Here is a 14325-nt window from a genome sequence, read left to right on the forward strand (position 1 = left end):
CCTTATAATAGGAGGGAAGGATGAAGACAAAACATAAGAAATTATTTTTTATTGGTCTTACCTTTTTAGTTTCTTCTTGTCTTCTACTTTCTTCTATTGGAATTAATAAATTGGTTAGAAAAAAGAAAATAAATAAAGAAGATAAAAATAACCAACATAAAAAAGTTGTTACTATAAAAATAAAAGGGGCGGTATTTTATCCAGGTGAATATATAGTAGAACATGGCAGTAAATTTTTTAATTTGCTGCCAAGAATTAAATTAAAACCTAATGCTGATATAACTAAAATTGATAATAATTTAATTTTAGAAAAGGATTTAACTATCTTCATTCCATTTAGCAGTAAGGCCAAAATGAAACTAAAAGATATTAAGAAAGTTGATGATTTAATAAATATTGGAATAAAAAAATCTATAGCTACAAAATTATTTAATTTGATAAAAACTAGGAATTGAAATATAAGATGGGAAGACATTGAAAAAGTTTCTGGAATTGGTGTAAAAACTATGCAAATTCTCAAAGAAAAAATCCAATTATAAACTCATTATTATCAATATTTTTGTTAGCTTTATCTTTATTTTTGATAGTTATTAGAGAAACTACTGTAATATTTTCAATTACTTTTTTAATAATTCTATTATTAAATATCTTTAATTACAAAGTTATTTTGCTTGGAATTAGTTTATTTACTATTTTATTTTTATCTTGAAATATAACATTTTGAATCTTAGCTGGTCATCAGAATTTGAAAATTGGCGGTGATTTTGAAATAGTAAAAGTTTATTCTCATAGCTTTATAATTAAATATAACAGTATTAATGTTTTGATAAAAATGTTTAAACATCATTATAAAGTAGGGAATATTATTTATGTTTCTGGAAAAATTTCAATGATAGAAAAAATTACTAGTTTTAATAAATCAGTTAATGTTTTTCTAGAAATTCATAAGCCATTTATTAAATTTATTTCGAATAATGAAAACACAAATTATTTTCATACAAGGCCTTTTCCTTCTAATATATTTTTGAATCTAATTTTATTTTCTAAAAAAATACCAGAATCAAAAGAAGTTAATGAGCTTCTAAATCAATTGAATATTTCACACTTTTTTGTTATTAGTGGATTTCATTTTTCAATTTTATTTTTCATCTTAAACTTTATGTTTAAAAAAATAAAATTTACCAAAAATATAAGCGAAGCAATTACATTGTCACTACTTTTTGTGTATCTTATGATTCTAAAATTTCAAATATCAGCTGCAAGAAGTTTCTTCTATATTTTTCTAGTTATAGTAAATGAAAGATTTTTCAACAAAAAATTTCAATCACATTCTATTTTAATCTTTATTGCTTATATCTTTTTAATGTTTAATCCACTACTACTTTTTAATTACTCATTTATATTTTCATTTACTATTACATTATGTGTTCTATTAGTTAATGATCTTATCAGCAAAAAGAAAATTCATTTTTTTTGAAAATCGCTCATCATTTTATTTTCAATTTATGCATCTTCGTTTTTAATTTCATTAACTATTAGCAAAGAAATATCAGCATTTGGTTTTTTATATCAACTTATATTCACACCAATATTTTATATTTCATATTTTTTAGGAATAACTATGTTTTGAAGTGGTGAAGTGATAAGACAGTATTTTGTGTTTCTATTAGAATTCTTAAAACTATTAAATAGTTTTAACGTGTTAATAAAAATCACTGCGGATCTCAGTGATTTAGTAATTGTGCTTTATTTAGTTTTCGTGGTAACCTTTGAATTATCTAAGAAAATTAAGAGATATCAAATTTATCAAAGAAATCCTTTTCAGTTAGCATCTTTATGCCAAGTTCAGTAGCTTTTTTCAATTTACTTCCAGGATTTTCACCGTAAATTACATAGGTTGTTTTATTAGAAACTGAATTTTGAATATTTCCATTATTTATTTTAATTAAATTTTCATAATAACTTCTAGGTTGAGATAAAGTTCCTGTAATTACAAAATTCATATTTTCAAAGATTCTACTTTTTATGTCATCTTTGTGCTGATTATTAATATTTAGCTCTAGAAGTGAATTAACTAACTTGATATTTTCAGGGGTTTTAGTTCATTCAATAATTGATTCAATAATTTTTTCGCCGATTTCATTATATAAAATAAGCGATTTATAATCATAGGTCAATAAGTTTTCTAGTTTTAAAATTTTAGAAGCTATGAATTTAGAAATCTTTTCACCAATGTGCTTTATAGAAAGAGCTGATATCATTCTATCAAGTGGAAGTGATTTGGATTGTTCTATTGAATCTAAAATTTTCATAACTGAAGTTTTGCCCATTTTATCCATTGCAACCATTTCATTGATTTTATCTTTTAAGAAAAAGAAATCAATGGGTGACGATAGAAGTTTTTTTTCAATAAGTCTTTCGATTACTCTTTCGCCCATTGAAAAAAAGTTTAAACATTTCAAAGATGCAAAATGAATTAACTTACGTTTAATAATTTCGGGACATGATTGATTTAAACAATATTCTTCTAAATTAGTATCACTTTCTTTTAGAGTAGAACCACAGTAAGGGCATTTTGTGAATCTTTTTATATGATCTAATTTAATTTTTGGATTAACCAAACTAATTACACAAGGAATTATTTCACCAGCTTTTTTAATATAAACTTCATCACCAATATTCAAGTTCAATTCTTTAACATAGTTAAAATTATTTAAAGTTGCATAGGTGATTAATGAACCAGATAGTTTTACAGGAGTTAATTTTGCGTTATATGTAACAAGTCCTGTACGACCTATAGTTATAAAAATATCTTCAATTTTTGTACTTTCGATATTAGGAGAGTATTTAAAGGCAATGGCTGAATGGGGAAATTTTTGAGTTTGACCCAAAAGTGGATATAAGTTAAGTTCATTAACTTTGATTACTATTCCATCTACTTCATAGTCTAATAATTCTTTTTTGGCTTTAAATTCAGCAATATATTGTTCAATTTCTTCAATATTTTTAACAACTTTAGAAATAGTTGTTATATTAAAATTCATCTTTTTTAAAAATTCAAATGATTCTTGCATACTATTGATGTTGTGTTTTTCAGCATCAATTATGTAATAAAGAAAGGCAGATAATTTTCTTTGTTTAACTATTTCAGGATTTAATTGACGTAAAGTTCCGGCAGCTGCATTACGTGGATTAGCAAGTAAAGGTTCAGAATTAGATTCTAGGATTTTGTTTAGAATATTGAAATTAGAAATAGATAAAAAAACTTCGCCACGAACTTCTAGCTCTTTTTTATAATCTATTTCTTTTGGTACACCTTCAATTTGCAAAACATTTTGTGTAACGTCTTCTCCAGTTATACCATCACCACGAGTAACAGCTTGCACTAATTTGCCATTAATGTATTTTAGCGAAATAGAAAGCCCATCAATTTTGGGTTCGATAAAGAAACTAAAATCGGAAGTTATTTTTTTTACATTATCAATAAATTTGATAATTTCTTCAATTGAATATGCTTTATTAAGCGAAAGCATTGGGGCTGCATGTGTTACTTTTTCAAAAATATTTAAAGACTTAGCATTTATTTTTTGGGTTGGAGAAGATTTTAATTCTTCATATGAAAAAAAAGCAGAATATTCATTTTCAAGTTTTTGTAATTTGATTATTTCTTTGTCATATATTTCATCTGATATAGTAGGGGCATCTAGATTGTAATAAGCATTATCTCATTCTTCGATTTTTTTTCTTAATTCAAAAACTTGTTTTCTTATTTCATTCTTTTTATCTTCCATAATTACCTACTAAATTCTTTGGAATGAGTTTATTCATCATAAAGGAAGAGGTATTGTTTCAATTTGACAAATAATGATAAAAGCTGTAAATATCATCATTAATGAAATTGCAAGAAAGTCTCTTCAACTAATAATTAATTGTCTATATTGTGTTCTTTTAGCATAAGGTTCATAACCACGCGAAGTCATAGCATCTGATAAATCATTTGCTTTAGCAAATGAAGCCACAAAAAGTGGAATTATTAAAACTAAAAATGCTTTTGCTTTATCTTTCAAATTACCATGCTTGAAGTCAATTCCACGACTAGCTTGTGCCTTCATAATTCTATTAGCTTCATCAAGTAAAGTAGGGATAAAACGTAGAGCTATAGAAATTATCATTGTAATTATTTGGGTTGGAATTTTTATTAAACGCAGTGGTGATAAAATGTCATCAATGGCTTTGGTTAAAAGTACAGGTTTTGTAGAAACTGTTAATATAGTAGTTGTAAGAATAACACCATAGATTCTAAAGAAAATCGAAGCAGTTCTTATTAATGAAAATTTTGTAAGTTGGAATGTTTTATCCACACCAAATGGTGCTCAGTAAATATCATTAATTATAGTTTGCCCACGATGAACTATATAACTATCTATATTTTTATCGCCTGATATTGGAATATAAGGGATATCAGCATTTTGAATAGCGCCTTTGATTGTAAACATATTAATTATAAGAACAAAAAAGGCAATTCAAAATGGCATTTTGAATTTTAAAATACAAGATTTAAATGACTTAGTTGTAATCATATAAGCAATCATTATGAAAAGAACAAAGAAACTTAATGTTACAAAATGGTCAATAACAAAGAATAAAACAATAAACAAAATATTTCCCAAGAATTTAAGTCTTGGATCCAATTTATGTACAAATGTATCTAAATTGACATATTTTCCTATTATTGTTCTATTCATCTTATTTTATTTATTCCTGTTGTTTGTTTTTGGTTTATCTTGTTTTTTAGAGATTATATTATTTAATTTATCCGCTAGTTCATCAAGTGAATTTACTTTTCCTAAATCAAAACCTTTGGCTTTTAGTTTATTTACAAATGATAGAAGTTTGGTTGGAACTAAATTATTTTCCCTCAAGAATTTTTCATCATTTAAAACATTATAAGTATCTCCATCGTAAATGATTTTTCCATCTTTAACAAATAATGTTCTATTAGTTCAACGAAGTGCATTATCTAAATCGTGGGTAACAATTATGATAGTAGTATTAGTTTCTTGGTTTATTTTATGGAACAGTGAAAGCATTTCTTCTACACCATTAGGATCAAGTCCGGCTGTAGGTTCATCCAAAATTAGAAATTTTGGTTCCATAGCTAGAATTCCAGCAAGTGCTATTCTTCTTTTTTGTCCACCTGATAAATTGAATGGGCTACGTTTTAAATATTCTTCAGTAAGGCCAACTATTTTGATATATTTTTTAGCATTTTCTTTTGCTACTTCTTTTTTTATTCCCATAGAAATAGGACCAAAGATAATATCTTTTTCAATAGTAGATTCAAATAGTTGATATTCAGCAAATTGGAAAACAACACCTACTTGTTTTCTGATTGCCTTCATATTTTTTATTTTACGTTTTGTTTTATGAATTTGAATATTAGCATAGATAATTTCAAATCTATCTTTTCGACTTAAAGCTTTAAGTCTAACTTTTTCATCATTTCATTCTTGAAGTTTTTTATTATATTCTTCAATTTCTTCAGTTGAAGCCAACTTAGAAAGTTTAGGTTTAGAACCTAATTTAATTTTCTTTTTAAGTGGTACATCAATAAAATCGATGTTACCAGTATCAGGTAAAATAAGTCCATTCAAAGTTTCTATTAAAGTAGTTTTACCACTACCAGTAGGTCCAATGATGGAAATTCTTTCACCTTCTTTTATGCTAAGTGATATATCTTCTAAAACTTTAATATATGATGGAAGTCCTTTGTTATATTCTTTAGAAATATTGTTTACTTTAATTTGCATAGTTCCTCAATTAAAGTGTCTTCATCATAAGTAGGTTTAACACCTTTGATTTTTTCTGATAGTTTATAAATAAAAGGTGAATCAATTTTTGCAATTTCAATAATTTCTTTGTTGTTAAGAATTTCAATTGGACTTCCTTTTGCAATAACTTTTCCACCTGAAAACACAATTAAAATATCAGCAAGTAATGCTTCATCCATATCGTGTGTTATAGAAATCAAGGTTTTATTAGTGCTTTTATGTAAATTATGAATGATTTTATAAATATCAACTCTACCACGAGGGTCAAGCATTGAAGTTATTTCATCAAAAATTATAACTTGTGGATCTAATGCTAAAGTTGAAGCAATAGCAACACGTTGTTTTTGACCTCCTGATAAATTTTGAGGTTCACGTTCTAAATAGTTTTCCATACCAACAGCGGTGGCATATTTAACTACAATTTTACGCATTGTTTGATAGTCAAGTTTCTTGTTTTCCAGACCAAATGCTATATCATCTTCAACTGTTGAACCGATAAATTGGTTATCAGGATTTTGAAAAACTATACCAATCATTCTTCTAATTTCTGAAATATTTTCAGGATTTATTTCAACTCCATCAACAATAATTTTGCCACTTGAAGCTTTATAAATTGCTGAAAGCAATTTTGAAAATGTAGATTTTCCAGAACCATTATGACCTAAAATAGCAATATATTTGCCAGTTTCAATATCTAAATTTATATCATCCAATGCATACTTTTCTGCACCAGGATATTTAAAGTATAAATTCTTGATTTCTATCATAATTATAAAATTATATAGGAATTTAAGGTCAATAAAATAAACTAAATTAATGAGATTTTTCTAGTTAATTATCTAAATAAAATAGCATTCAGTTTTTAATAAAACTGATTTTTTGCTTGCAAAATTAGTGTAATAAAAAATAAACACACCTAAATGTGTGCTTATGAACAAATTTCTAGATCTTTGTGATCAAATTCAACAGGAACTTTACGACCAAATTCTTCAATGTTTACAAATGCTCTTTGAGTTGCATCATTGTTTTTTATAATTTCACCAATTTCATCCTTAAAAGGTCCATCGATTATTTTTACAATTACACCTTCTTTAAAAGCAGTTTCGATGTCACCTTCCTCAAATTTTTTGAAAAGAATTTTTTCTTTTTCAACCATTGATTGGAAATCTTTCTTGCTTATTGGAGTAGGCTTTGCTCCTTTCCCGGAAGAACCAATTAACCCAGTAACATATTGAGTATTTCTGACCAAATATCAAGCTTCATCAGTCATAACCATATTCAAAAAGATATAACCTTTATACATATTGATGTATTTAACTTTGTATTCTAAACCTTTGGTCTTATTTTCAAGTTCTTTATTTGGAAGGTGAGGCATTTTGAAGATTCTAATTTCTTTAACTAAATCTTCCATATGTTGAGTTTCAATTTTATTTCTCAAAGCTTCAATAACTTGCTCTTCTTTACCTGAAACAGTTGAAACCATATATCATTTAAATTTGTATTCAGTTTCCATAATTATCTCCTAAGATTTTATTCCAATAGCATTTCAAATAGTAGTAAAACCTAATGTTACAAGAAAACAAAAAACAGCCATTACAACCAAAAAAGCAATTGTAATACCAAATCATTTCCAAACCTTTGAACTCTTTGGTCATCTAATTCTTTTAATTTCTTTGATGAAATTTTTAGTAGTTGAATCAATATTGCTTTTTGGTTTAGCAATTTTTTGTTTTGTTTCTTGATTTTCCACTATTTTTCCTCTTTGTGTAATGTTTTACTATTGCAATATTTGCAGAATTTATTTATTTCTAAACGCTTATCATTGCTTTTATTCATAGTGTAATTTTTGTGTTGACAAGTCGAACAAGCTAATGATATTTTTTTGGTCGTATGCATTTTAATTATTATATAAAATTTTTTAATTTAATTATAATTTAAATTAGCAATGGTGTCTACGAAGATTTTTTTTGTTATTTCAATAAATATATTGTTAATAAGTTTATTTGCTTTTTTAACAATTTTGCTTTTTTCAAAGTTTGCACCGAAAGTAATTTTAAAGAAGATTACAAAATATCAAGATATATTTAATAAATACGAAGATTATATAAATAAACTTGAAAACCAATATGCCTCTTTTTTGGAAAAAACCAATAGAAAAATGGTTAATGAAAATGATACACAGATATACGAACTTATTATGAGTTTTGAAAAAAGCAAACAATCATTTGATAGTCTTTTTTTGCAATGTAATTTCAAAATAACAAAACACATTGAAAAACATAGTGGCTTTGAAACCAAATGTGTCGTAAATATTTTAAGGCTGCAAAAAAATATGAATAAAATTTTGAGTGATGGTAAGCTAATTCATTCAAAAATAAATGCATTAATTAATGAAAAAATTATCATTCCCCAAACTATTCTAGAGCACTTTGACACTTTGCAAAAAGTGCAAAAAAATATTGATTATATTTTTAGGCAAAATAAAAATCTAACTATATTTTTTATTGAAAAAATAAAACTTCTTAATCTTGCAATTAAAGAAGTTTCGAAATTTTTTCTTAATGATATTTATTTAACTAAATCAGTTAGCTTCAATGTTTCAAAACTACAAGAATACAACAAGCTAATCAGAGAAAAACTTCTTGTTGCATCTCATGGTGAAATGTATCGTAATATTGTTGAAAACTCTCTTCCTAATTTGATAATTAAAAATAATTATTTGGTTGAAGACAACGATAAAGATAAAGAATATGAAAAAGCTAAGAAAAAATATAATGAACTTTTAATTTATTTAAAAGATGAACTCGCTTTATTGAATTTTGTTGATAATGAAAGCTGATACAGTAATTTGCTTTTTGATATCATTGAACAAATTTATCAAAAGAAAAGTTTAAGAAAATTTAAATACCATGCTAAAGTTTTTCTAAAACAATCTATGCCACATGTTATTATAGATATTGATGAATTTAAGGTTAATCAGGAAGAAAATAATAAAGAAATTAATAGCTTATATTCAAAAATTCCAACTAATGTTGTAAATGAATATATTGCTAACAATGAAGCTATAAATGAATATATAATCAAAAGTATAGTAGGAATTAAAAATATTTACGATGAAGCAATCAAAAAAGAAGACTATATAAAAACATTGAATGATTTAAAGAATAAACTAATTGAATACAATGAATTAAAAAAATCCCAAATTGAAATTTTTAATAATATTCAATTTTATAGAAATGAAAGAAATGTTTATTCTTTAAGATTTCAAAGTTTTAGTCATCACCTTTTTATGTTAATAAATGCTTGTGATAAATTCAAGGTTATATTAAATGAGGAAGAAAATCAAGAATTTGCTTTACTTTTGATGCTTGATAATAAGTTAAAACAAAAATTTGAAAATGAAAATTATGAAAATGTTTTCTTAATAGAAGATGTTGATATCTATAGCAAAAGAGTTTTTGAACATAGTTCAAAAATCAATTTAAAAATAGAATGTGCCAAGGTTACAAAAATAATTGTTCAAAAAATTGCGCCTTATGTATCATCAGATGAAACAATGAAAAAATTATATGAACAATTAAGCAAATTAAATAATTTAAATAAATATGAAGAAGCAATTGAAACAATATATGATTTCTTGCAAAATCATTTAAATTAAAACTGGAGAAAAATGTTTGACAAAATTTTAATTCGCTATGGCGAACTCACTTTGAAAGGTGATAATAAAAAAGATTTTATTAAAAAACTAAAAGAAAATCTTTTGTATTTTATTGATAAAAAAGAAATCTCAATCGAATATGATCGTGCTTTTATTGAATATAATGAACATAACATAAAAATTTTGCAACACATTTTTGGCATTTTTTCTTATTCGCTTGTAATCCAAACTACTAATGAATTAAAAGATATTGAAACTCAGATTCAAAATTATATTAATACAAAAAGCAATATAAAAACTTTTGGAATATTTTCGAGACGTAATCTCAAAACTTTTCAACTAAATAGTATGGAATTAAACCAATATTTTGGTAATTTTGTTAGCAAACTTTTGCCTAATGCAAAAGTAGATTTAAATAATCCTGAAATCAAAATTAATATTGAAGTTCGCAAGAATGCTACTTATATATTTTTCGACAAAATAAAAGCTTTAGGCGGTATGCCTTGTGGATCGGCCGGAAAAGTTTTACATATGATGAGTGGTGGAATTGATTCGCCTGTTGCAGCACATTTACTCCAAAAAAGAGGATTAAAAGTATTCTTTTTAAATTTCATAACCCCGCCACACACCGACGAAAAAACAACTAATAAAACTAAAGAACTAATCGAAAAATTAGTTGATTATCAAACATCAGCCACTTTATATCAAATTAATTTTACTGATATAATGAATTTACTAAGTTTAACTAGCAATCAAAAATATAAAATAATTTTGATGCGTAGAAGTTTCTATAGAATTGCAGAAAAAATAGCTCAAAAAAATAAATTTTTAGCACTATCAAATGGTGAAAGTTTAGGACAAGTTGCTTCACAAACGCTTGAATCTATTAATGTAATTTCATCAGGTATAAATTTGCCTATACTAAGACCACTTATTTCATTTGACAAAATAGATATAATTGATATCTCACAAAAAATTGGAACTTATAATATTTCAATAGAAAAAGCATGCGAAACTTGTGAGTTGTTTGCTCCAAGAAATCCAATTACAAAACCTCATCTTTTTGAAGTTGAAAAACTTGAAAAAGAATTACCTCAACTTGTAGAACTTGAAAACCAAGTTATTGAAAAAATGGAAATTTTCAAGTTTGAATCTAAATTAAAAAAATAAAATTAACATATTTTTATGCTTTGAAATTGACTTTTTTAGTAAAAACTAGCAAAAAAGTCAATATAAAAAATAAAAATGGAAATAAAAAGAGATCTATATTTAAAATAAATTATTTAAATAATTTATACAATGAAATATATTTAAAAGATATCAAAGAAAGATATAAACTAAAAAATAATAATAATTTAACTTCTATTTTAGATTTTATCGCTTCAAATATAGGTTCATTAACAAATCCTGTAAAACTAAATAATGCATTCAAATCAATTTTAAATGTAGAAATATCAAAAAATACAATTGACAATTATTTAAATATTCTAGAAGATTCTTTTTTAATCAAAAGAGCAATTCGTTTTAATATAAAAGGTAAAAAATATATTAATACCCTATAAATTCTATTTTACTGATATAGGACTAAGAAATGCGAGACTTAATTTTAGGCAAATAGAAGAAAATCATTTAATGGAAAACATAATTTTTAATGAATTAATTGCTCGTAATTATTTAGTGGATGTCGGTGTTGTTGAAATAAATGAGTTAAATAAAACCAATACTTATTCAAAAAAACAACATGAAATTGATTTTGTTGCAAGTATGGGAAACAAAAAAATTTATATTCAATCTTGCTATTCAATGCCTACAAATGAAAAAATTATTCAGGAAATTAAACCATTAATTAATGCTCAGGATTTTTTTAAAGAAATAATCATTGTAAATGATGACATAAAATCCAAAATAGATGAATATGGAATAATTACTATTAGTATTAAAGAATTTCTTTTAAATAAAGATATTATATAAAAGATAAAAACAATGGAAGTTTGATACTAAAAAATAGAGTCAGTTGTAAACCTGGACAAAAATATTAGACTCAAATCTTTTTTCTGATTTGAGTCTAATATTTTTGTACAAGTTTAGTTACTCTATTTTTTAAAATTTGTAATTATTTTCAAAGAGATTCCATTGAAACCGGTTTCATTTCTTCTTCGGGTGGAGCGAAATAAGGGAAGTTGCTAATTTGAAGTTTTTCACAAACATATACAGTTCAAAAGTTATAGATTTCAGAATTAAATGCAGATACTTTTTGATTATATATTCTAATTGCTGCATAAATTTCATCTTCTTGATTAACAATTTGAGTTTGAAGTTGCATAAATAGTTTTTCAGATTTTAATTCTGGATAACTTTCAAGTTGAATATTAATTCCTCTTCTAACTTCATCTAATATAGCCGCTGTTTTGGTTGGATCTTTTTCTTTGTTTGCGTCATCTATTCTTGAACGTAATTTAGTTACATTTGTTAAAGTATCTTTTTCGTGTTTTGCATAACCTTTTACAGTGTCCAACATTGCTTGAAGGATAGCAGTTCTTTTCTTTTGCGCAGCTTGGATTGTTGCAGATGCCTGAATAATTTGAGATTGTTTTCTACGATATTCATTTTTTCTAATTATATAAGCAATACCAAATAGCCCAAGAGTAATAATAAATAAGAAAATAACACCAAATTTTTGTGCACCATTTGCTTTTGCTGGAATTTCTCTATTATCTATATTTGGTCTAAAACCTTCTTTAGGTTGCTCGTTTCTTGTATCAAATAACATTTATAGTCCTCTATGTAAAATAATCTTGTAATAAAATTATAGTTTAGTTTGTTGGAAAATTATCATTTATATAATTTGCAATCTCAGTGTTATCATATTTATCAAGTTCATTTAAATATAGTGCAAAAGTGTCTTGATTAATAATAATAGTTACAGCACCTCATAAATGTGAAAATTGTTTGTAGAAATTGTAAATAAAGTTAATAATTTTTTTGCTTTCTTCATATTGGGAAGTAGCTTCATAATTCATATGAATTCTACATTTTCCAATTAAATCATTTACTTCAGCAATTTCAGGGTCATTATCCGGATTTGGGAAAAATATTACTGCAAGGTTATTTCTAGAAGAAATAATTTCTGAATTATTAGAAGTTAAATGTGTTACATTTAATAAAATTTGCTTTGGTTCTCTAATTTCATTATATCTAATATAAGGCACTGGAACTTCTTGATAAAAATCTGTGGCTTGTTCAGCCTCTCAACCATTTAATATGACACTAGTTTCAATTCAATTACCAGCAATATAATTATCATTTTTTCAAGTTATAAATGATGCTTTGTCAGGTGAATCATTTCAATTAGTGAATGTAAATGCTTTTCTTCCAACTACATTTGTAAGCAAATTAAAATAATGTCAATTTGTTGAATCATCTTTTTCTTTGTCAATAGTTACATCTAATAAGTAAGCTTCTTCTCTACCACCGAAATTTTCATTTGCAATCTTTGAATTAGAAAACATCAAGGTTAATGCTTCCATCATATTTCTAGTTTCATTGGCGATTGTGATTTTTATTTTTTGTCTAATTTCATCAAGATTAAGAGTTTTTTGTGCTGAAATAGTTTGTCAAATTCAATCTCCACTTTGAAGATAAGAATCACACTCTTCATTATTTTTATTAGTTACATACAGATTTTTTTCATATTTATTGATAGTAAATCTTTCAGTTTTAGGTCTATTTTCAGAATCTAAAATTTTAGATAAATTAATAAAATTTTCTTGAACTAGAGCAGGGAAGTATTGAAAAAGTCCATAAATATCATTATAAGAAAATTTATACCTTCTATTAAATTCATCATTTTCTAAATAATCTTTTTGTTGTTTTTTTCAAATTTTGATTTCTTTTTCCGTAAGACCATAACCTTCATGAATGAAATTAAGTTTAGGTAAATAATTTGTAGGCATTGTATAAAAAGGAATTAATTTAGTAAATGGTGTTGGTTCATGGTGATAAGAAGTTATTACTCTATAACTTGTATTGCCTTCAGAATTAGTATATGAAATAGTTCTAGAAGCTTGAGTTGTTACTATTTTATATTCTAAAATTTCAAGTAAGATGTCATAAAAATATGTATTTTTAAATCTATATTTTTTGACAAATTTTATTGGTAATACTTTTGCATTTTGACTACTTAATTTAGCAATAAATTCAAGTTCTTCAACTTTTATATTTTTCACTTCTTTAAAGCTATATAGTTCTAGAAACTTACTAACTAATCCAGCATAACCAAATTTACAAATTTCTTGTCCAATTAAAGTTTTTGTATGATTTCAAATATTATCAATTTGATTCAAAGTTTCATTTCTATATAACTTGAAAGCTTTTATCACACGAGCATTAGCTAAAAAAGCTGGCATAAGTCCAAGCCCAATGACTGTAAAAAATAAAATGAACATTAGTGCATTAGCAAAAATTCGACCACCGATGTGATCTTTTTTTCTACGTTCTTTTATTTCTTTGCGAAGTTTTCTAATTTCTTCATATTGTTCATTAGCATATGCTTTCAATTTTTCATAATTTTGAAACTTTGAGACAAAAAAAGCATCAAACGCTTCATCAAAAGTATTTATAAAATTCTTATATATTCTTTCATATGGCTTATTACCAATATTTACAATATCTATTTTTGTATCATAAATTTGGTTGCTAGCATCATTACTTTTATTTGGTTTTTTAATTAAATTTTCAATGTTCTGCTGATTCATTATTCTCTTTTCTTATCACAAACTCTTAGTTATATATATTATAGAATAACTAACTAAAAATAATGTAGTAGTTGAGAAACAT

The 14325-nt window shown here is 25.1% G+C and carries 15 protein-coding genes; 6 read left to right on the forward strand and 9 right to left on the reverse strand.

Annotated elements, in window-relative coordinates; all coding sequences use genetic code 4:
* Positions 1-20: 20 nt before the first annotated feature.
* Both JN03_RS00710 and JN03_RS08500 read left to right on the forward strand, forming a co-directional pair.
* Positions 21-539, forward strand: a complete 519-nt coding sequence (locus JN03_RS00710; protein WP_134076464.1) for an MAG0490 family ComEA-like DNA-binding protein — start codon at positions 21-23, stop codon at positions 537-539.
* A complete protein-coding gene (locus JN03_RS08500) occupies positions 464-1852 on the forward strand; it encodes an MAG0480 family ComEC-like protein (RefSeq protein WP_134076465.1) in 1389 nt (462 codons plus the stop codon). The genes JN03_RS00710 and JN03_RS08500 overlap by 76 nt, the downstream gene beginning before the upstream one ends.
* On the opposite strand, the gene ligA is transcribed toward JN03_RS08500, so the two are convergent.
* The 7 genes from ligA to rpmG form a co-directional block, all read right to left on the reverse strand.
* Positions 1788-3791 carry an NAD-dependent DNA ligase LigA gene (ligA, locus tag JN03_RS00720; RefSeq protein ID WP_134076466.1) on the reverse strand — a complete coding sequence of 668 codons (2004 nt, stop codon included), beginning with the start codon at positions 3789-3791 and terminating at the stop codon, positions 1788-1790. The two genes, JN03_RS08500 and ligA, sit on opposite strands and share 65 nt — an antisense overlap.
* A 9-nt stretch (positions 3792-3800) precedes the next feature.
* On the reverse strand, positions 3801-4745 hold the full coding sequence (locus JN03_RS08505; RefSeq protein WP_134076467.1) for an energy-coupling factor transporter transmembrane component T family protein: 945 nt from the start codon (positions 4743-4745) through the stop codon (positions 3801-3803).
* A gap of 6 nt (positions 4746-4751) precedes the next feature.
* Complete coding sequence (locus tag JN03_RS08510; RefSeq protein ID WP_036441987.1) at positions 4752-5810, reverse strand: ATP-binding cassette domain-containing protein; 1059 nt, start codon at positions 5808-5810, stop codon at positions 4752-4754.
* Complete coding sequence (locus JN03_RS00735; RefSeq protein ID WP_036443815.1) at positions 5795-6598, reverse strand: energy-coupling factor transporter ATPase; 804 nt, start codon at positions 6596-6598, stop codon at positions 5795-5797. The genes JN03_RS08510 and JN03_RS00735 overlap by 16 nt, the downstream gene beginning before the upstream one ends.
* Positions 6599-6759: 161 nt before the next feature.
* Positions 6760-7344, reverse strand: a complete 585-nt coding sequence (gene nusG / locus JN03_RS08515) for a transcription termination/antitermination protein NusG (protein WP_036443817.1) — start codon at positions 7342-7344, stop codon at positions 6760-6762.
* A gap of 9 nt (positions 7345-7353) precedes the next feature.
* Entirely contained in the window at positions 7354-7581 is a 228-nt protein-coding gene (gene secE, locus JN03_RS08520) for a preprotein translocase subunit SecE (RefSeq protein ID WP_235187855.1), read from the reverse strand.
* The gene (rpmG, locus tag JN03_RS00750) at positions 7581-7727 is read right to left on the reverse strand and encodes a 50S ribosomal protein L33 (protein WP_134076468.1); all 147 of its coding nucleotides are present in this window, start codon (positions 7725-7727) and stop codon (positions 7581-7583) included. Before rpmG ends, secE begins: the two co-directional genes overlap by 1 nt.
* A 262-nt stretch (positions 7728-7989) precedes the next feature.
* Here rpmG and JN03_RS08525 point away from each other — a divergent pair, with 262 nt between their 5' ends.
* From JN03_RS08525 to JN03_RS00770, 4 genes are read left to right on the forward strand one after another with little or no spacing between them, the layout of a single operon-like run.
* Complete coding sequence (locus tag JN03_RS08525) at positions 7990-9489, forward strand: hypothetical protein (protein WP_134076469.1); 1500 nt, start codon at positions 7990-7992, stop codon at positions 9487-9489.
* 12 nt (positions 9490-9501) lie between these two features.
* A complete protein-coding gene (thiI, locus tag JN03_RS00760) occupies positions 9502-10659 on the forward strand; it encodes a tRNA uracil 4-sulfurtransferase ThiI (RefSeq protein ID WP_134076470.1) in 1158 nt (385 codons plus the stop codon).
* A gap of 20 nt (positions 10660-10679) precedes the next feature.
* A complete protein-coding gene (locus JN03_RS00765) occupies positions 10680-11051 on the forward strand; it encodes a DUF4143 domain-containing protein (protein ID WP_134076471.1) in 372 nt (123 codons plus the stop codon).
* A 52-nt stretch (positions 11052-11103) separates the two neighbouring features.
* A complete protein-coding gene (locus tag JN03_RS00770) occupies positions 11104-11460 on the forward strand; it encodes an ATP-binding protein (protein WP_241859106.1) in 357 nt (118 codons plus the stop codon).
* A gap of 142 nt (positions 11461-11602) precedes the next feature.
* Here JN03_RS00770 and JN03_RS00775 read toward each other — a convergent pair whose 3' ends face one another.
* Together JN03_RS00775 and JN03_RS08530 are read right to left on the reverse strand one after the other, a co-directional pair.
* Positions 11603-12259 (reverse strand): LemA family protein, encoded by a 657-nt coding sequence (locus tag JN03_RS00775; protein ID WP_036439890.1) that lies wholly within the window; start codon positions 12257-12259, stop codon positions 11603-11605.
* Between the two features lie 43 nt (positions 12260-12302).
* Positions 12303-14243: a hypothetical protein gene (locus tag JN03_RS08530; RefSeq protein WP_134076473.1), complete on the reverse strand. Its 1941-nt coding sequence runs from the start codon at positions 14241-14243 to the stop codon at positions 12303-12305.
* Positions 14244-14325: the final 82 nt, after the last annotated feature.

Source organism: Metamycoplasma hyosynoviae (genome assembly GCF_004365165.1).
Classification (GTDB): domain Bacteria; phylum Bacillota_I; class Bacilli_A; order Mycoplasmatales; family Metamycoplasmataceae; genus Metamycoplasma; species Metamycoplasma hyosynoviae.